The organism is Formosa sejongensis (genome assembly GCF_033447105.1).
Taxonomy (GTDB): Bacteria; Bacteroidota; Bacteroidia; order Flavobacteriales; family Flavobacteriaceae; genus Formosa.
This window is the reverse complement of sequence record NZ_JAWQUN010000038.1, coordinates 1-21,621: the sequence shown is the minus strand read 5'-3', so window position 1 is coordinate 21,621 and position 21,621 is coordinate 1. Positions and strand designations below refer to the sequence as shown.

Here is a 21,621-nt window from a genome sequence, read left to right as displayed (position 1 = left end):
AAGCATGTTATATTTTCTAAGGACTTTAAATAAAGTATCTCTCCCGACTTTTAAGTTAGTTTTGGCAAAATCGTCTTTCAATGATTTTTCGAGTTTACGCACGCCTTCTCTAGGAAGGGTTTTACGTCTTTTACTAACGATCTCAATAATCTGTTGTTCTAGTTTTAAACGTTTATCAGCTCTTTCTTTATGCTTATAATAGGCATCCCGTTTAAGTCCAAAACAATGAGTTATAGTGTTTAAAGAAGCAAAACCCTTAGACTTTTCTTTAGCTTTAATTAAGGCTTTATACTTAACTTTTTTTTTAGTTCAGCAATAGATTTATAACCTAGGTCTTCTGCGGCTACTTCTAGATAGGATTCTTCTATCATAGCATCTAGATCCTTTTTAAGAAGTAACTTTTTAAGTTGTTCAATCTCTTTTTGTAGAGACTTGATTCTAGATATTTCGTCTTTTGTTTCCACTTTTATTCTGGTGTTCATTAAGTCTGTTCGATTGTATTTTTTAATCCATACGTTCACAGTAGTAGTCGCAATAGAATAGAGTTTACAAAGTTCACTCTTTGTATGTTATCCTGCACTAAGTTCGGCTAGAATTTTTAATTTGAAAGGTTCAATGTCACGTCTAATTACTTTGTCATTTTTGTACATAATTGTGTTAAATTATGTAGCCTTTATTCCGGACAAGTCATATTCTTCCATACCATCTACAACACCTAATCCCGATTTTTTTTTCATCCTACGTGGAATCCTTTAATAATCGCTTCAAAATATTGTATTTTAATATAAGTTTCTACAAAATTAAACGCTTCAGAAGTAAGCAATCACTTTGTTGAAATTCATAGGGAAAATAGATGATGTTAATCCAAATTCACTATCGTTTGATAATGCAATAGCCCAAATACATATAGTTTTTAAATAGCACATGGCTATTCAATATAAATTATTTTTTCATCTTCAGATATAGTATCACTGTACCTAAAAGGACGTTTGTTACCTGCACTATCTACAATGACTAACGGAAGTACTTTGTTGTTTTTGCTGAGCTGCGATTTAATCCATTCACGTGTTGCTATTTTTTCTCTAACAGTAATTTCAATCTCTTTATAGTTCCCATCTTGTACTGTTTGTATCCATGATTGTAAATCTACTCTACTAGAAAATAAGGTTGAAGCTGAGACAGAATCTACAAGATTAATGTTTCCTCCTTGACCATTATTAGGTGAGATGACTATAAATTTTTCGGGAATAAAACAGACGTCATTAACAAATTGTGATGCCAACAAGTTTATTTCATTATTTACAGTTAGAGCAATAAAGGTTCTAAAATCCTTAATAGCTGCTTCGTTTAGAGTAGATTCCTCTAAAATATTGCCATGAACACATTGGAATCCTTCATTTTTTGCATGTTCACAAATGCTTTTGTTGGCATCTATAAAAACGACTTTACTTGTTTTCGATAAATGCTTACCTAGTAATAGAGCTAGAGGGTTTGCTCCAAGAATAACATATCCATGTCTAGAGAATTGCTTAACCAATTCACCTCGTTTTTTTAACCAATTTGTTGTCCAAGTTAATAGCACAGGAACAGAAAGCGTTGTTGTAATAGCCATAAAAACGAGTATGGAAAATATTTCTTGGGTAATAATTCCTTTTTGTAAACCAATACCTGCAATAACAATTTCTACAGCTCCACGTCCGTTCATACCTGTTCCAACAGCTAATCCTTCTCGCCAACCATTACCACTTGGTAAATAAAACAAAACCGTTCCAATAATTTTTCCAACAAAAGCGACACCAACAATTAATAGTAATAGTTCTAAATCTGTTTTAAAAACATCTAAAGTGACATGAAACCCTGCAGTAACAAAAAATATGGGTGCCATAAAACCTATGGAAACATCATGATACACCTGGGTAATGTCTTTTGTTATTTTATCATGAAAAACGCCATCTTTTATAAAAATACCAGCAATAAATGCGCCTAAAATACCATGAAGGCCAACAAGTTCTGCCAATTCTGAAAGTCCAAAAATAATAAGCAATAGTAAGGTGAAGTATGCTGTTCTGTTTTTTATTTTTCGGCTTGCCATCCATTTACCAATTCGAGGGAGTCCATAAATTCCAAAAGCAGTAGCAAAAGCAAAAAACAATATTATTTTACCAGTAATGAGTAAAATCTCAGTCATATTTACCTCTCCAGCATCCATAAAACTAGAGAGTCCGGCAAAAATGATTAAAGCCAAGGTGTCGGAGATTAAAGCTCCTGCCATTAGAACGTAGGCAATACGTGTATCTAATAAATTCAAATCAACAAGAATACGACTTTTAGTAGCTAAAGAAGTGACTCCAACTGCAATACCTACAAACATTCCTGCCATAGTTGTACCACCAGTTTGCGTTATCACAAAATATCCCAAAGCAAAAGGGACAACGAACCCCCCAACGGCGGCAAGAAGTCCGGCCCAAGAGGCTTTACCCAAGTCTTTAAAGTTTATTTCCATGCCAATGTATGCCATGAGAAGGATAACACCGGTTTCTGCTAAAATAACCAAAGTACTTGAGGCTTCTACAAGACCGAGCAGTGGGGGACCGATAATAACACCTACCAATAACTCTCCTAAAATTGATGGGAATCCAATACGTTTAGCTAGTGCTCCAGCTCCCCAAGCAGCGAGCAATACAATGAATAAGTTTAAAATGTCAAGTCCCTCCATAATATTCTTAGTTTATTGTAAATAATGAAATATCATAAATATCGGATTTTTTTTTAACAATCTAGAAATAAGGCATTTATTTATGTGTTAGATTTTGATTATATAGTTAAAGCGGTAAGTTTTGTCTTTACAATAAGGAGTAAATATTGTAACTAATAAAAAGTATATTGTTTAAAAAAACACCATTCAAATTATAGATATTTATTAATCTAAAAGATGAGTGATGTTACGGTACATTTTACCTGTATTGTTCAGACATAACTTTTGTTCCTCAAAATAGATTGGTCATTGTAATTTATTTCTAATTGAGAACGAAGGACTGTTAGTATTTTAGATGTAATCTGTGATTTTATTGGCAATTAAAGGAAGCCTGAAAAAAGCAGATTACAACTCATCAGGTTTTTTTATAGATTTACGTATTCATAATTTTCCTATAAAATGAATCGTAAGTGATATACGATGAATTTTATAACTGAGTGATGATTAGTGAATGACTTTAAATCACGAGTCAGAATCACTATCTATTAAAATCCATAATGGCTTATTCTTCATTCAATATGCACATTAACACATGATTTTACATTTTTTTAATGGCTATTAAACCAGTATTTTGAACGATTATATCCCTATTTTGGGACTTGCAAACTAACGATTTGCATTAATTTCGTAGTTGAATATTTTGTAACCCATAATATAAATATTTGCTGGATGACGTATAATAGACCTTATAAATTTATTTCCATTTTCATACTTTTTTTAATTTGTAATATTTCTAGTTGGGCTCAGGGTATTCCTGAAATTCTTCAGAATAAAAAAATGAATGATAAAAATTATTTGCCAGATTTTAGTTTTGCAGGTTATTATAATGGTGAAAAATCTATTCCAAGATTAAAAGAAAAAATAGTTCTGGCAACAGATTATGGCGTAATAGCAAATGATGGATTAGACGATTCCAAAGCATTACAAAAAGCACTAGAAGCAGTTTCGAGTATACAGGGAAATGTCGTGCTACAACTTCCAAAGGGGCGCATAATTCTTAGCGATATTCTTTATTTAGAAAGAAGCCATTTTGTATTACGTGGTGCAGGAACTGGTGAAGGAGGAACAGAAATGTATTACCCAAGACCTTTAATGTATGTAAAGGATCCCGAAGCACTCGAAGAACTTAGGGAGTACTTGGTTGAATTTGATAAACGGCAAAAAGAAAAGGAGAATAATATAGATTTACCTTTTACGCAATATGCTTGGGCAGGTGGTTTTATTTGGACGCGAGTACCAGGTGTTCGTGTGAAATCTTATCTTAAAAAGTACGAACAGGAGCAAGACGTATTAGGTAAAATTGAATCTGCAAAACGAGGTACATTCTCATTTGAAGTTTCTGAAATGAAAGCCTTAAAAGTTGGAGATGTTGTAGAGCTTCAGGTTTTTAATAAAGATGGAGAAAAGGGAGAACTTATAACAGATTTATATAAAAATGAAGATGTAAAAGTAGGGTCTCATCATTGGAATTTTCCAGAATTACCTTTGGTAAAACAGCAGGTTACTATTTGGGCGATTTCTGGCCATACAGTTACTATTAATAGTCCGTTAACTATTGATATAAAACCAAATTATAAAGCTCAGTTAGTGGCATGGAAACATTTAGAAGAAGTTGGTATTGAGGATTTAAAAATCACATTCCCAAAGTCACCTCGTGTAGCACACCATGTAGAGCCTGGCTTTAATGCATTGTATTTAACCCGTATTTTTAATAGTTGGGTAAGAAATGTTATAATTGAAAATGCCGATAGCGGTATTATAACTGAAGAAATAGCCAATGTGACCCTTAAAAACATTACTACCACAGGTGAAAACATTGCACATTATACAGTAATGATGCAAGCGACCTACAATGTTTTGGCTCAGGGAATTAAAGTTTACAATAAAGCAGTACATCCATTAAGCTTCAATACATTTTCAACTAAAAGTGTGTATTCCGATTGTGAAATATTTGTAGATCCCATTCTTGATCAACATTCTGGAGCTAATCATCAGAATTTATTCGATAATATTAAGGTACATGTGAATCCGAAAATAGAAGGAAGTTATCCATTGTTTGAAGGAGGTGGTGCTGGATACTGGAAGCCTTCTCATGGTGCTTATAATACGTTTTGGAATATTAATGTAAGTATAGAAGGTGGTTTGGATAACGAAAATGTTGTGTTATTAAATGGTATGGATAATGGCCCTTTTGCCCGGATTATAGGTGTGCAAGGGAATCATGAGTTTAAAATTGATTACGGACCAAATGCTTATATAGAATTTATTAATAAGTCTTTAAAAGAAGTTCCATCATTATATTCCTATCAGTTAAAAAAGAGATTAAAAAATAATTAATATTTATTATAACACATTTATTCATGAACATTAAAAACAACATAATTAAGTTAATAGGCCTTTTGTTTATTTGTTTAACTTTTTGCTCGTGGGAGTCTTCAAATAATGAAGAAACGCCTAACCGAACTAAAGTAAACATCAATGAAAATTGGACGTATTTAGAAAACGATACAGATAATTTAAAAACAGCACTAAATCAAAGTAATTGGGAGAATGTAAATTTACCACACACCTGGAATGCTTTAGATGCTACCGATTTAGATCCCGGATATAGACGGAACGGAAGTTGGTATAAAAAGCAATTAAATATTCAAAATATAGAATCTAATACATTATATCAATTGTATTTTGAAGGTGCTAATATAACAAGTGAGATTTATGTAAATGGTGAAAAAGCAGGTGAGCATATTGGTGGATATATTGGTTTTACTATAGATATTACAACGTTTATTAAATCAGGCGATAATGAGATTTTGGTTCGTGTAGATAATAGTTATGATCCTGAAGTCATTCCATCTCAGAAAAGTGATTTTTTTATTTTTGGGGGTATAACTAGAGATGTTTGGTTGGAGACTTTACCAATAAAACATTTATCTAAATTACAGATTACTACGCCAAAGGTATCGGCTAAACAAGCTGAATTATTGGCAACGGTTTCTATAGAAAATGGAGGCCAAAAGCATTTCAAAATCAAGGCAGAATTGATAGACCCTAATGGGGGAAAAGTGCAATCTTCAGTTTTTAGTGTTAAAGATAATACTGCTAAAATTCATTTTAAAAATATTAAAAACCCAAAATTATGGGATACAGAAAACCCGAACTTATATACATTAAAAGTAACATTATTAGATAAAGGTGCTGTTATAGATGAGTTGACTGATCGCGTTGGTTTTAGATGGTTTGAATTTAAAGATCATGGTGCTTTTTATCTAAATGGAAAGCGGTTATTATTAAGAGGAACGCATAGACATGAAGAACATGCCGGTGTTGGTGCAGCGATGAGTAATATGCAGCATAGAGCCGATATGGAGCTTATAAAAGAAATGGGAACTAACTTTGTGCGTTTGGCACATTACCCTCAAGATCCAGAAATTTATAAAGCATGCGATGAGCTAGGTTTATTGGTGTGGGACGAGTTACCTTGGTGTCGTGGTGGTGTTGGTAACGCTGTCTGGAAGACGAATACAAAGACCATGTTAGAGGAAATTATTACTCAAAATTATAATCATCCAAGTATTATTATCTGGTCTTTAGGAAATGAAATGTATTGGTTGCCAGATTTTGAAGATGGTGATAACCCAACAAAGATGAATACATTTTTAACGGAATTAAATACACTAGCACACACTTTAGACCCGTATAGAAAAACAGCGATTCGTAAGTATTATGAAGGATCCAATATTGTAGATGTATTTTCACCTTCAATTTGGTCAGGATGGTATTCTGGAAGTTATAAGAGTTACCAAAAAGCTATAGATACGTATAAAAAAGAATATCCTCACTTTTTACATGCAGAATATGGAGGGTCAAGTCATGTTGGGCGTCATACCGAAAATCCAATAACTGGAGAAGGTAATATTCAGTCCGATGGTTGGGAAGAAGAAATTGTGCAAACCGATGTTGCTAATATAGCTCAAATAGGGGATTGGAGTGAAAATTATATAGTCGATTTATTCGATTGGCATTTGCGTATAAGTGAAAATGATGAAGATTTTGTAGGGAATGTTCAGTGGGCATTTAAGGATTTTGGAACGCCTTTACGACCAGAAAATGATATTCCTTATATGAATCAAAAAGGATTAGTAGATCGTGCTGGAAATCCAAAAGATGCTTTTTATGTATTTAAAAGTTATTGGAGTAACGACCCGTTTACGTATATAGAATCGCACACTTGGACAGAACGTCAAGGTCCTGAAGGTCTAAGTCGCACCATTAGCGTGTATAGTAATTGTCCAGAGGTTGAGTTGTTTTTAAATGGAAAAAGTTTAGGTGTTAAAAAACGAGATACGAAAGTCTTTCCTGCGGCAGGATTAAATTGGGAGTTAAATTTTGATGAAGGAGAAAATAAGCTTGTGGCTGTTGGGAAAACAGAAAAAAGTAAAGATGTTAAGGACGAATTAAGTATTAATTATAGATACACTAAAAATGGTAAAGCTGTGGGTTTAAAATTAGAATCTGAAATTTTAGAAAACGGTAATTATTTAATTACAGCTACTGCTTACGATGGTGATGGATTACGTTGTTTAGATTATGAAAACAGAGTGTATTTTCAATGTCTTTCTGGAGGTGAAACTCTAAAAAGTCAAGGGACTCCTACAGGTAGTGAATCTATTGCTATGGCTAACGGAAAAGCATCTATAGAAGTGAAACGAAATTCAGTAAATAAATCTTTAGAAATGATGGTTATGAATCAGAGTTTTAAAGGAACCTATTTAACAATAGAATAGATATTAAGTTAGATTGTTTTGTTAGCTAAAAGTGAGTTGGGCAATTTGTGTCTAACTCGCTTTTTTGTTATTTGTAAAATGAATTGACTTATAGAGTGTAAAAAAAGGCTCAAAGTAAAATTTACTTTGAGCCTTTTTTTAGTACTAGAATCTTTTAATAGTTATTTAAAAGTAACTTCAAGAGGTGAATTAATCTTTTCTGAGAACTCACTTAAGTAATTCTCCCAAGATGCTTTTGTTGGATATTGCTTAGACTCTTTCCATGCAAAACCAGCATAATATACCACTTTATTATCATTTACTTTAATCTGACTGTATAAGTTACTGCGATCTGGAACGCTGGTTACATAATAATCTGAAGCAACCATATCCGATTTAGCTGCAACAATAGCAGTTCCTAATTCAGAATCGAAATATTCAGATTCCCAATACGAAATCCACCCTTCTTTTACATTTTCAGTAATCGTACCGTCGTTTTCATGTAACGTTAGTCCGATAGATAATTCATCGGTTCCGTTAACGTGAATTTCGAATCTAGATAAATTATTTCCATAGTCTAAAGAGATATGTTTTTCTTCTGAAATCGTTTCACCATTAGCATCCCAATCGGTATAGTTTAATACAAAACTCGTTCTTATTGGACCAGTTGTAATGGTTTTATAGTCTGTGAAATTTCTAGAAATATAGTACGATGTATCTACTTTTACAGCAGAACCTCCTGCTCCACGACTAGATCCTACGTGAAAATTATCTAAACCTTCACCATAGTCTATATGATATTCTCCTGCCTTAATTGCATTTCTAGCATACCATTTATTAATAATAGGATACTCTACTTTTTTTAACCATAAATCAATTCCACTTGATAACGTTCCTCCTGGAACACTATCTTCAACCATTTTTTGAGCTACGGGACCATACGTCCTAAAAGCAACTTTATTGTTTTCCCAAGTATAATCGTCTGTACGTTCTGGAACAAATCGTGAATAACAATACGCAATTGTGTCTTGAGCGGTTACACCTTCTGAACTAATTAATTGATATTGTTTTTCTGAATTTGGAGCAAGTTCAGGTTGAAACAATAACACATCTACCGTTCCATCTAGATCTTCGTCTACATATTGAGACGTTAAAATAGCCTTAGTTTCGACATCTTGAACACTAAAGTTTTCAAACTGCTCTCCTTCATTTAATATTACATCTGCTCTTGAAATCTCTATAGTTTCGAAACTACGAGATAATTCTAAAGCATTTTTTACAGTAATTACGGTACTTTCTTTTTCTTTAGAATCGCAACTTGTAAATAATGAAGCTGCGATTACACAAGAACATAATAAAACATTTTTCATAATATTATTCGTTTGAAGGCTTACCAATAGTAGCTAAAATTCCTCCATCGACATATACCACATGACCGTTAACAAAATCACTTGCTTTTGAAGCTAAGAATACAGCTGCTCCTTGTAAGTCTTCTGGATTTCCCCATCTTGCTGCAGGTGTTCTGCTAATGATAAAGTCGTTAAATGGATGACCATCTACACGAATTGGTTCTGTTTGAGATGTTGCGAAATATCCAGGTCCAATTCCGTTAGTTTGAATATTAAATTTAGCCCATTCTGTAGCCATGTTCTTAGTTAACATTTTTAAACCACCTTTTGCAGCAGCATAAGCACTAACAGAATCACGACCTAATTCACTCATCATAGAGCAAATATTAATAATTTTTCCGCCACCTCTTTCAATCATACCTTTTGCAACATTTTTAGATACGATAAAAGGTGAAATTAAATCTACATTAATTACAGCTGCAAAATCTTCAACCTCCATATCAATCATAGGAATTCTTTTAATAATACCTGCATTATTGATAAGTATATCGATAGGACCGACTTCTGATTCTATTTGTTTTACACCAGCAATAACCTGTGCCTCGTCGGTTACATTAAATACATAACCATGTGCATCAATACCATCTGCTTTGTATTCCTTTAAAGCATTATCTATAGCTGTTTTAGACAAATCGTTAACTACAATTGTAGCTCCTGCATTTGCTAATCCTTTAGCCATAGCCATTCCTAAACCATGAACAGCTCCAGTAATTAGGGCTGTTTTACCTGTTAAATCAAATAAATTTACTGACATCGTATTACTTTTATAATTATCTTAATTCAGTTATTTTTGCAACATCCATATCGTTGTAATCTAAATTCTCTCCTGCCATTCCCCAAATAAATGTGTAATTAGAAGTTCCTGAACCTGAGTGAATAGACCATGGTGGAGAAATTACAGCTTGATCGTTTTGCATCCAAATATGGCGTGTTTCTGTAGGTTCTCCCATAAAATGACAAACCGCTTGATCTTGAGGAATATCTAAGTAGTAATACACTTCCATTCTACGATCGTGAACATGAGCTGGCATCGTGTTCCAAACACTTCCCGTTTTTAACTCTGTCATCCCCATTTGTAATTGACAAGTCGTTACAATACCACCAATAATCATTTGGTTTACTGTACGGTGATTTGCAGTTTCTAAAGACCCTAATTCAATTTTATTCGCTTCAGATTTACTTACTTTTTTTGTTGGAAAGTTTGTATGCGCAGGTGCCGAATTTAAATAGAATTTTGATGGTTTACTTGCATCATTACTTGCAAACACAACGTCTTTAATTCCCATACCTACATATAATGCGTCTTTAAAACCCATCTCGTATTTCGTGCCATCTACCGTTACAGTACCATTTCCACCAACATTAATAATTCCTAATTCTCTACGCGCTAAGAAAAATTCTGCTTTTAGGGGATCGATAGTTTCTAGCGTTAAAGCACTTGAAGTTGGTACTGCAGAACCTGCGATATAACGATCGTAATGTGTATAGGTTAAATTGATTTTTCCGTCTTGCATTAAATTATCAATCAGGAATTCGTCTCGTAATTTTTGAGTGTCGTATTTTTTCACCGTTTGCGGACTTGAAGCGTATCGTGTTTCGTAATTTGTGTTCATTGTGATTCGTTTATTCATTTAATTATAAGAATATAAAATTAAATTAAAATTATTGAATCGTTGAGACTTCTGGCTGCATAGTTGGTTGTTTGAACTATTGACACCCCAATATTGTACTATAAACATACTTAGACTTTATAAATTTACAGTCTGATATTTATTTAAAATCTAATGATTCTAATTCAGTTAAATATGGAATGTTTATGTTTTAGGAAACCTATAAATATTATTAATTTATAGATTGTTTTAGAAGATAACTCTTAAGAATTTAAATATTAATCAGAATAAAATGGAAGATAAATATGTTTCAGAATTTATAACTTTGAAGTCATGAATAACTCTTTCAAAACTAAATTATATACTTTTAAGAAGTCAGACTTATATTTATCTATGCGTGAACACTATTATTTAATATTCATTTTTCTTTTTTTAAGTTCGATTACACTTAAGGGACAAGAAAGTAAGTATCGGTTTAAATCTTTAACCACTAAAGATGGGCTTTCTCAAAGTTCTGTTATTGCAATTGAACAAGATAATCTAGGACAACTTTGGATAGGTACGCGTGATGGATTGAACAAATATGACGGTAATTCCTTTACGGTCTTTAGAAATAACCCTCAAGATTCCACATCAATTAGTAATAGCGATATTTTATCTTTAGAACAGGATTCTCTAGGTAAACTTTGGATAGGAACTTATAATGGTTTAAACACGTATGATCCTATTACTAATCGCTTTGAGCATTTTTTTCATTCTAATGAATCTACATCCTTACCATCGAATACAATTTGGAAAATAAAGGAAATTAAAAATGAAATTTGGATTGGAACTTTAGATGGGTTAGCGATATATAATAAAGATACTAAACAGTTTATATCTGTTTTAGCAGATAATAGTAATCCAAATAGTTTACCAGGGAAATTTATTTTTAGCATTTATGAGGCTAAGAATGGAACTATTTGGGTAGGAACAGAAAATGGTCTTTGTAAATTAATTTCAAGAGAAAACGGAACGTTTAAGTTTCTACACATAAATTATAGTGAAAGCAATTCTGAAAAGCCTTATAAATTATATGTAAAAGATATTATAGAAGATAAAGATCATAATATATGGATTGCTACAAAAAATAGCGGATTGTATAAAATCAATGCAAATTCTTCAAAACTATTTTCTTTTCATAATTCTTCCGAATTTAAAAATATAGACAAAGATATTCGTGAAATAATTTTCGACAAAAACAATAATCTATGGTTGGGAACATCTCGTGGCCTTACGGTATTAAAGCCCAATGGTGAATTCAAAAACCTAACTAATAACCCAAATGAGCTTAGTGGTTTAAGTAAAATTAAAACTATTTTCATTGATAATAAGGGCTCCTTTTGGATAGGTAGTTATTATGGAGGGGTACACCTCTGGGACGAATCGAATTCTAATTTTATTAATTATAATCAGTTAACGAAAACAAATAGTTTAAGTTATAATGTTGTAGGTTCCATTACAGCAAGTAAAGATAGTCTCGTTTTTTTTGGTACTGAGGGCGGAGGAATAACACAGTTAGATCTTAAAACAGATGAAATATCTTATATAAATACTAGAAATACTCAAGATTTTTTAAGTGATTATATAAAGTCGCTAACACTTATTAATGATGAGTTATGGGTTGGAAGCTTCAATTCGGAGCCGTTTGTGTATAACTATAAAATGAAAAAAATTTCTGCCACTAATTTTCCAAAAGAACTAGACGGTATATTAAAAGAGTCAAGTATTTATATTTCCAAAAAAGAAAATGATTCTATTATTTGGTTAGGTACGTTTGGTTCCGGAGCGATTAGATATAACACGATTAATAAAACATACAAACAGCTTACTACTGGAGAAAATGAAAACGTTTCACTTACCAATAACAGAACGCGTTCCTTATTAATAGATTCTAAAAAACGAGTTTGGATTGGCACACAAAGTGGATTAAACTTAGTATCTCTTTCAGATATTAATAAAGTAAATGTTCCTGTTAAACGATTCTTTTTTAATTCGAATATTGTTTCAGGAGTTGATATTTTAACCATTTTTGAAGACAGTAAACATACTATTTGGGTAGGGACGAAAGCTAATGGGTTTTATCGTTTTAATGGAAATTCGTTTGATAATGTGTCTTTAAATCAGGATGGTGTTTTTATAAATTCTGTGCATGCTGTTTTAGAAGATCGGAATCAAAATTTGTGGTTAAGTTCTAATCATGGAATAGTGAAATATAATGAGGAAACTAAAGACATCAACATTTATGATCAAACAGATGGCTTAGTTAGTAATGAGTATAACGATAATTCAAGTTTAAATTTTAATAATAACCAATTTTATTTTGGTGGGCCAGAAGGAGTTACTTCTTTCGATCCAGAAAAAATTAGTGTCAATTCTTATAGTCCACAAGTAATTCTTACAGATTTCAAAATTAAAAACGAATCCGTAATTGTTGGAGGAAAAGATGCTGTTTTAAATAAAAATATTGTCTTTACTAAAGACATAGAATTACCATACGATAAAGCCAATTTTACTATAAATTTTGCAATTCCTAATTTTATAAATGCGACAAATAATCAATATGCGTTTAGGATGATAGGATTGGAAAAGGAATGGAATTATACTAATTCTAACCAAGCTAATTATATTATACAGCAATCTGGAACGTATGTTTTTGAAGTTAAAGGAGCTAATAATGATGGTGTTTGGAATAATAAGCCAACTATTTTAAAAATTAAAGTAAGACCAGCACCTTGGAAAAGTTGGTGGGCATTTTCGTTATATGCATTACTTATAGGTATTACCATGATGGCATTAATAAATTTTTTAAAATCGAAAGAAAAATTAAAACATGAATTAGAATTAGAGTCTATCGATAAAAAGAGAAATGAAGAGATTAACCAAGCTAAATTGCAGTTTTTTACGAATATTTCTCATGAATTTAGAACACCTTTAACCTTAATTTTAGGACCGTTGCAACAAGTTTTGCAAGACTATAAAGGCAGTAATAAAATGTATAAAAAATTATTGGTTATAGAGAATAGTGCGAATCATTTGCTACAGTTAATAAATCGGTTAATGGATTTTAGAAAGTTAGAAAATAACCAATTTAATTTACAAGCAGCAGAAGGTAATATTGTAAAATTTATAAAAGAGATTTATTTTTCATTTAGTGAGTATGCTAAAAATGGCAAGTATATATACACTCTCGAAATTTCAGAAGAATCAATAAATGTGTTTTACGACCGGTCTAAATTAGAACGTGTATTTTATAATTTAATTTCGAATGCCTTTCGGTATACACCAGAAGGAGGGAGTATTGCAATTAAGATAACTAAAGATTTAAATAATATTTTTATAGACATAGAGGATTCTGGAGTAGGAATAGCCGAGGAATATAAAGACATGATTTTTAATCGTTTTTTTGAAGTGCCTATCCATAATCAACCGCAAAAAAGCTATAATCAAGGAACGGGAATTGGACTTTCTATCGCTAAAAATATTGTTAATCTTCATAAAGGTATTATCTCTCTAGAAGATAAAACCCAGACAGGAACCATTTTTAGAGTAACTCTCCCTCTTGGTAGAGCTCACTTGGAAGATTCAGAAATATTATCTGATTTTAAATTGAGTGATGATATTACACAATATGAAAACCAGTTAGGCGAAATGCACGTAATTAGCGAAGAGAATATTGAAGACTTAATTACAGAAGATCATAAACAAACGATTTTAATTGTTGAAGATAATAAGCCTTTACGCGTATTTATTAAGAATTTATTAAGTACCGATTATAATATTTTAGAAGCCGAGAATGGTAAAATAGCCTTAAAATTAGCTCAGCAAAACTTGCCAGATCTTATAGTTAGTGATGTTATAATGCCAGAAATGGTAGGTACGGAATTATGTTCTCGAATAAAAGAAGATATTAAAACTAGCCATATCCCAGTTGTATTATTAACCTCTAGAAGTTCTTTAATCTATAAATTTGAAGGCTTAGAAAGCGGTGCAGACGAATACATTAGTAAACCTTTTAATATCAAGGAGTTTCAGTTGCGAATAAAAAATATTTTAGATAACGCTTTGCGATTAAAAAACAAGTTTTCTAAAATGAATGAGTTATCTCCTAGTGAAATTACTATATCATCTTTAGATGAAAAGCTACTTAAAAAAGCATTTCAGATTGTGGAAGAGAATATAGCTAACGAACAGTTTGATGTCATTTCTTTTAGTCAAGAATTAGGGGTTAGTAGAACGACCCTTTTTAGTAAGATAAAAGTGTGGACAAACTTCACGCCAAATGAATTTATTCAAGAAATTAGACTTAAAAGAGCTGCTCAGCTTTTAGAGACTAATAAAATTAATATCTCTCAAATAAGTTATAAAGTTGGCTTTAAAAGTCCGAAATATTTCAGCAAGTGTTTTCATAAAAAATTTGATGAAACACCTTCTCAGTATCAAAAGCGATTTTCTACAGATAATTTGGAATAAACTTAAAATCCCTATTAAATAAGGGGTTTATAAGCCTTATTTGAACTTTTCTACACCCTTTTTTGAATTATTACAACGTTTTTGGTTTCTACATTTGTTACATGAAATTCAATAAATCTAAAATGGAACCTGTTGAAATCATTCTCGTCTTGATCATTATCATGATTAGTTTGATGGCAATCTATTTTAGTTAACAAACAAAAACCAAAGTATATGATTTCAAAAACAAACAAACTATTGAAGTGTTTTGGGTTTATGTTTCTAATGTTAGTAGGAGCATATGTACAAGCACAAGAAAAACATGTTACAGGTACTGTAACATCAACCCAAGATGGGATGCCTTTGCCGGGTGTTAACATTTTAGTAAAAGGCACATCCACGGGGACGACCTCAGATTTTGATGGGAATTTTAGCATTCAAGTCCCAAACAACAGTGCAGTATTAGCTTTTAGTTATCTAGGGTATATTACTCAAAATGTAACAGTAGGTACTCAGGCTAGTCTATCTGTAAAACTTGCAGTAGACGAGAATGAACTGGCAGAAATTGTTGTTATTGGTTACGGTACAGTAAAGAAAAGTGATTTGTCAGGATCTGTGTCTACAGTTAAATCTGCAGAACTTACAGCGTATCCAACTTTAAGTGCAGAACAAGCATTGCAAGGTCGAGCGACAGGTGTATCTGTTCAATCTAATAATGGTGGTGAACCAGGAGCGCCAATAAAGGTGCGAATTCGTGGAGGGACGTCTATTAATGCGAGCAGTGATGCTTTAATTGTGGTAGACGGTTTTGTTGGAGCAACCATGCCTGCCCCAGATGATATTGCATCTATGGAAGTTTTAAAAGATGCTTCGGCAACTGCAATATATGGTTCAAGAGGTTCGAATGGAGTTATTATGGTAACCACCAAAAAAGGAACTTCTAATAAACCAACTTTGGAATTGAATACATCTTTTTCTAGCCAGAGCGTGAATAGTACTATCGATTTAATGAATGCAGATGAATTCGCAGCTTATAGATCTGCATACTCGGAGAACTATGTTCAAGGTCCTGCAAATACCGATTGGCAAGATGAAATTTACCAATCTGGAAGTCTTTCGGTTACACAATTGGCTTTTTCTGGAGGTTCAGACAATTCTAAATATTATATTTCTGGTAATTATTTCTCACAAGATGGTGTGGTAATGAATAGTTCGTTGAAACGTTTTACCGTTTTAAGTAATGTAGATTTAGATATAACCGATAGGTTTAAAGTTGGATTAAATGTTTTTGGAGGTAGAGCAAATAAAGATGGTGTAAGTACGCAAGCTCAAACTGGTGGTACTGGTGGAGGAGATGTTATTTCATCGGCCTATCGTTTTGCCCCAGATTTAGGAATTTATAATGCAGACGGTACCTATACAATTAATTCTTTAGGAGATGATATTGATAATCCCTATGCATTATCCAATGAAATTATTGATGAGCAATCTGTAGATACATACAGAACTAATTTCTATGCAGCTTATGAGTTTATTGAGGGATTAGAGTTTAAAACGACATTAGGGTTTAGCTCTGTAAGCACTCAAATCGGGATGTTTAATCCAACAACAGTTTTGGCAGGAGCAGGTGTAGGAGGTGAAGCAACTCTCGAAAATCGTAGAGATACAAATGTGCTTTCTGAAAATTATTTAACTTATAAAAAAACTTTTGGAGATCATAACTTAACATTATTAGGCGGTTATTCTTATCAAAAAAACAAGTATGAAGGAGGTCTTACAGGCGCTAGAAGTTTTGTTACTAACGAAGTTTCATATAGAAATTTAGAAGGTGGTGCGGTAACTATCCAACCGATATCTTTTCTAAATGAATCGGAATTAGTATCGTTGTTTGGACGTGTTAATTACGAATATGCTAGTAAATATATTTTTACGTTCACAGCAAGACGCGATGGTTCATCAAACTTTAGTAAAAATAATAAATATGCATTTTTCCCTTCTGGAGCAATAGCTTGGAACATGGCGAAAGAAAATTTCTTAAAAGATAGTAATACAATAAGTAATTGGAAATGGCGTGCAAGTTATGGGGCAACAGGAAATCCATCAATTTCTCCGTATGAGACTTTAGCTAAATTTTCGCCAGTATATACTGTAATTGGAGATCAACAAGTAAATGGTGTTGTGTTAACAGATTTTGCTAATGATAATTTAAAATGGGAAACTTCTAAGCAATTAGATTTGGGAGTCGATATTTCATTGTTTAACAATAGATTCGAGTTTACATTTGATTATTATAATATTAAAACGGAAGATTTATTATTCGCAAGACCACTTCCAGAATATTCAGGTGTATCATCTCAAATTCAGAATATTGGAGAATTAGAAAATGAAGGCTTTGAGTTTTCAATCAATTCAAAAAATATTGTAAACAATAATTTCACTTGGTCTACAACATTTAATTTCTCTACGAATAAAAACAAAATGGTAAAATTACCAGATGGAGAAGATTTATTTATAGATTCTGCTCCAGGACATTTTTTACAGAAACAAACTCAAGTGTTACGTGAAGGTGAATCTGTAGGTTCTTTCTACGGATATGAGTACAGAGGTGTATATCAAGGAGGTGATCTTCCTGAAGGTACAGCGACTTTGTCTAGTGACTCTGAAGCTGGAGGAGAATTATTTACAGATATAGATGGGAATGGATCTATCTCTACGTCAGATCGGAAAATTATTGGAGATCCTACACCTGAATATACTTTAGGGTTTAATAACGATTTTAGATATAAGAACTTCGATATTAATTTATTCTTTCAAGCATCAGTAGGTGGTGAAATTTTAAACTATACATTGTTAGAATTAGGATCTGGAGCAGCAAATGCAACTGCCGATATGGTTAATGCCTGGTCACCTTCAAACACTAACACTAATATTCCAAGACCTGCAGTTCGTGAAAAAAGAATTACATCTCGTTATGTCTATGATGGAAGTTATGTAAGACTTAAAAATTTGTCTTTTGGTTATAATTTACCAGAAAGTCTTTTAGGAAAAGCGAATATCCAAAAGGCACGTATTTACATCAGTGGTCAAAATTTATTTACGTTTACAGATTATCCAGGAGCAGATCCAGAAGCTAATTATAGAAACAACAATAATCAAAGAAGTAATACAAATGTTGGTTTGGATTATGGTAGCTATCCTAATGTAAGAACATTTACAATGGGCTTAAACTTTAAATTTTAATATGAGAATCATGAAAAAATATAAAATAACACTGTTTTTAGCAATTCTAGCTTTTGTAGGTTGCTCAGATTTAGAAGAAAATCCAGTAGGAATTCTAGCGCCAGAATCATTCTTTAAAACCACCGAAGATTTACAAGCGGTCGTAAACGGAAGTTTAGCAGGGATTACAACTGAAAGCTATTGGGGAAGGAAATTAACATTAACACTTTTATTACGAGGTGATTTAGCAGATATTGGAGATCAAGGAACTTCAGGAAGAAGAGTTGAAGTAAACAACTTCACAATGGGAGATGATAATGGAATGGTAAGTAGTTTTTGGCCGCAATCTTATGCAATTATAGGTACTGCCAATCAAGCCATTTCTAATAGTGGTTTAATAGATGATGATGTAGAGAAAGTTAATGCTGTAGTTGCACAAGCATATTTTGTACGCGCTTTTACATATTTCCATTTGGTGCGTTTATTTGGTGATATTCCATACATTGATTTTGCAGTGTCTGATGCTGCAGAAATAGATGAGATTTCTAAAACTCCAGAAAGTGAAGTTTATGAAGGTATTATATCCGATTTAGAATTTGCAAAAGAATGGTTGCCAGATACTCAAGTCGCACGCTCGTTACCATCCAAGGCAACTGCTGCTGCATATTTAGCATCTGTGTATTTAACGAGATCAGATTTTCAAAAAGCAGCTGAAGAGGCTCAGTTTGTAATTAATAATGAAAGTAAATTCGATTTAGTTTTAGAACCGAATTTTCAGGATTTATTTAACTCAGACAAAACGGGAGGTTTAAAAGAACCGTTATTTACAATAGATTATGTAGGTCAAACTAGAGTTGGTAGTTATGGTCAAGATTATGTGGCTTCTGTAACAGGGATTAGAGGAGATGCAACCCATGATTATGGAGAAGGTTGGAGTGTAGCTGTACCTAGTTTAAAAGTGTATCAAGATTGGGATGGTAGAGATTACAGAAAAGCGGTTAGTTTAGATACAACAGCAACATCAAATGAAGGTGTAGTATATCCTTATACAGAGTTTGAGGCCTATTCAGATTTAGCTGTTAATCGTCCACATATAGCTAAATATTATAGAAATGCAGGACTTGCAGGAAATAATGGGAGGGAATCTAGTAATAATTATATTCCAATGCGTTATGCTGAAGTTTTATTAATTGCAGCTGAAGCTTTAAATGAAATTAATCCAGGTTCTAACGAAGCCGTTTCTTACGTAAATAGGCTTCGTGCCAGAGCAAGAAATCGAGCAGGCACACCGTCGACATACCCTATGGATATTGCCGGAGGTTTATCTCAAGATGATTTAAGAGATGTTATTATTAATGAAAGAATAACTGAATTAGCTTTTGAATTTAAACGTTGGTACGATATTAAAAGACTTAACATAGGTAATGAAGCTTTTGGTACTAGTGGACTAGAGCCACAACCAAATTTTGATGCAAATAGAGATTATTTGTTGCCTTTACCTGGTCCAGAATTGGTTAGAAACCCTAATTTACAACCTAATAATCCAGGTTATTAATTTAAAAATGTATTATGACTAAATTTAATTATTTTGTTTTGGTTATTGGACTTACATTCCTGTTTACAGGGTGTAAGTCTGAGACTAAAAACAGTAAAGAAAGTAGCGAAATTACTTTAAAAACACCTTTAGAGGAAAGATTTAAACAACTATTAGATTATCCTGTTGGGGCAGATAGCTTCCCCAGGAGCATGTCTTTAAATCCAGTAGAAATTCATACAGTGCCTTCAAAAGATTGGACAAGCGGATTTTTCCCAGGGAATTTATGGCAAATTTATCATCTTACAGGAGATACTGCCTACATCACAAAAGCTAAAGCTTGGACGGCTTTAATGGAGAATCAAAAAGAGAATGATAGAACCCACGATATGGGCTTTAAAATATATTGCAGTTTTGGTGAAGGTTTAAAAGTAGAGCCAGATAATAAAGCCTATAAAGACGTGATTGTAGAAAGTGCAAAAACTTTAATTACGCGTTATGATAGTAATGTAAAATCTATACGTTCTTGGGACTTTAATAAAGACGTTTGGGATTTTCCTGTGATTATAGATAATATGATGAATTTGGAATTATTGTTTGAATCTACAAAGATTACAGGAGATAGTACTTATTATAATATTGCCGTACAACATGCAAATACAACCTTAAAAAATCAGTTTAGGGCAGATGGAAGTGTGTACCATGTCGTGAATTACGATACAATTTCTGGTGACGTAAAAACTAAAGATACGCACCAAGGTTTTAATACAAATTCATCTTGGGCTAGAGGTCAGGGTTGGGCAATTTATGGTTATACCATGTGCTATCGCTATACAAAAGATCCTGCATATTTGGCACAAGCCGAACATACCATAAAATTCTATATGGAACATGAAAATCTTCCCGAAGATGGTATTCCATATTGGGATTTTAACGATCCAGATATACCTAATTCTCCTAGAGATGCTTCGGCAGCGTCGCTCATAACTTCAGCTTTATTTGAATTATATTCGTTTACTGAAAAAGAAACCTATCTTGATTTTGCAAACGGGACTTTAAACATTCTAAATTCAGATGCATATTTATTGAATGATAAGGTTATGGGGCCATTTTTATTAAATCATAGTACAGGAAATTGGCCTAAAAATGATGAGATTGATGAGCCAATAGTGTATGCCGATTATTACTTTTTGGAAGCGTTATTACGGGAACAGAATTTAAATTTATAATTACTGTGCGATTATACTATGATTAAGCTCAATAATACTGTCATTGATTATGATTATGAAATGATCAATCTATTTACTTTAGGTTAAAAGTATTTTTCTTTCAGTTGAAACGTCAGTAAGTCAGAGTTTATGGGAGTATACAGCACAGTACAGCATACGTAATTTATAGTATTAATTTATTTTTGGAAGGATAATTTGAAATTTTAAAAAGAATTAAGGTGTAAATGTAATTATGCAAAATGCAATGGAATTCTATTTAGTGGTTTCAAGATCAGAAAAGGGGATGGGAAAGCAACTTAATACATTGTCTAATATAGGCTAGCTAAGTTTGTTTTTTAGCATTTTAGCCGATAGTCGAAGTTTCTTGTGTCTAATTATTTACTAATATTCTAGGTGTGTTTTGTACTATTTAATTTCAACCGTTGGTAATGACGGTTTTTCCCCATCAGGCATAAATTTTTTAGGCTTTATGATTCAATATATTGTGCAATCACAAAGCCTTAACCTAATATAATTTCAAAAATTAATATGAAACTAAAATTTTTAATGTGTTTAACCTGTGTTTTTATTTTGCAATCGTGCAAGAAAGACACCGCTGTTAAAACACTATA

Annotated in this window: 11 protein-coding genes; 6 read left to right on the top strand and 5 right to left on the bottom strand. The window is 32.5% G+C overall.

The window, feature by feature from the left end:
- Positions 1-278: 278 nt before the first annotated feature.
- A complete protein-coding gene (locus tag R6X41_RS19190; protein ID WP_318501979.1) occupies positions 279-464 on the bottom strand; it encodes a hypothetical protein in 186 nt (61 codons plus the stop codon).
- A gap of 464 nt (positions 465-928) precedes the next feature.
- Positions 929-2,716 (bottom strand): cation:proton antiporter, encoded by a 1,788-nt coding sequence (locus R6X41_RS19185; RefSeq protein WP_318501978.1) that lies wholly within the window; start codon positions 2,714-2,716, stop codon positions 929-931.
- A gap of 708 nt (positions 2,717-3,424) precedes the next feature.
- On the opposite strand from R6X41_RS19185, the gene R6X41_RS19180 reads away from it, so the two are divergent.
- Positions 3,425-5,092, top strand: coding sequence for a hypothetical protein (locus R6X41_RS19180; RefSeq protein ID WP_318501977.1), 1,668 nt, complete (start codon positions 3,425-3,427; stop codon positions 5,090-5,092).
- A 23-nt stretch (positions 5,093-5,115) separates the two neighbouring features.
- Positions 5,116-7,539 (top strand): glycoside hydrolase family 2 protein, encoded by a 2,424-nt coding sequence (locus R6X41_RS19175; protein ID WP_318501976.1) that lies wholly within the window; start codon positions 5,116-5,118, stop codon positions 7,537-7,539.
- Between the two features lie 161 nt (positions 7,540-7,700).
- Here the strand turns inward: R6X41_RS19175 and R6X41_RS19170 are convergent, their stop codons facing one another.
- The 3 genes from R6X41_RS19170 to kduI are packed head-to-tail and all read right to left on the bottom strand — an operon-like array spanning position 7,701 to position 10,540.
- Positions 7,701-8,888, bottom strand: a complete 1,188-nt coding sequence (locus tag R6X41_RS19170; RefSeq protein ID WP_318501975.1) for a BT3233 family polysaccharide utilization protein — start codon at positions 8,886-8,888, stop codon at positions 7,701-7,703.
- Positions 8,889-8,892: 4 nt separating this feature from the next.
- A complete protein-coding gene (locus tag R6X41_RS19165; protein WP_318501974.1) occupies positions 8,893-9,681 on the bottom strand; it encodes a gluconate 5-dehydrogenase in 789 nt (262 codons plus the stop codon).
- Between the two features lie 16 nt (positions 9,682-9,697).
- On the bottom strand, positions 9,698-10,540 hold the full coding sequence (kduI, locus tag R6X41_RS19160) for a 5-dehydro-4-deoxy-D-glucuronate isomerase (protein ID WP_318501973.1): 843 nt from the start codon (positions 10,538-10,540) through the stop codon (positions 9,698-9,700).
- 330 nt (positions 10,541-10,870) lie between these two features.
- Here kduI and R6X41_RS19155 point away from each other — a divergent pair, with 330 nt between their 5' ends.
- From R6X41_RS19155 to R6X41_RS19140, 4 genes are all read left to right on the top strand, one after another.
- Positions 10,871-15,049 carry a hybrid sensor histidine kinase/response regulator transcription factor gene (locus R6X41_RS19155; protein ID WP_318501972.1) on the top strand — a complete coding sequence of 1,393 codons (4,179 nt, stop codon included), beginning with the start codon at positions 10,871-10,873 and terminating at the stop codon, positions 15,047-15,049.
- Between the two features lie 213 nt (positions 15,050-15,262).
- A complete protein-coding gene (locus tag R6X41_RS19150) occupies positions 15,263-18,268 on the top strand; it encodes a SusC/RagA family TonB-linked outer membrane protein (protein ID WP_318501971.1) in 3,006 nt (1,001 codons plus the stop codon).
- Between the two features lie 10 nt (positions 18,269-18,278).
- A complete protein-coding gene (locus tag R6X41_RS19145; RefSeq protein ID WP_318501970.1) occupies positions 18,279-19,802 on the top strand; it encodes a RagB/SusD family nutrient uptake outer membrane protein in 1,524 nt (507 codons plus the stop codon).
- 14 nt (positions 19,803-19,816) lie between these two features.
- Complete coding sequence (locus tag R6X41_RS19140; RefSeq protein WP_318501969.1) at positions 19,817-21,010, top strand: glycoside hydrolase family 88 protein; 1,194 nt, start codon at positions 19,817-19,819, stop codon at positions 21,008-21,010.
- Positions 21,011-21,621: the final 611 nt, after the last annotated feature.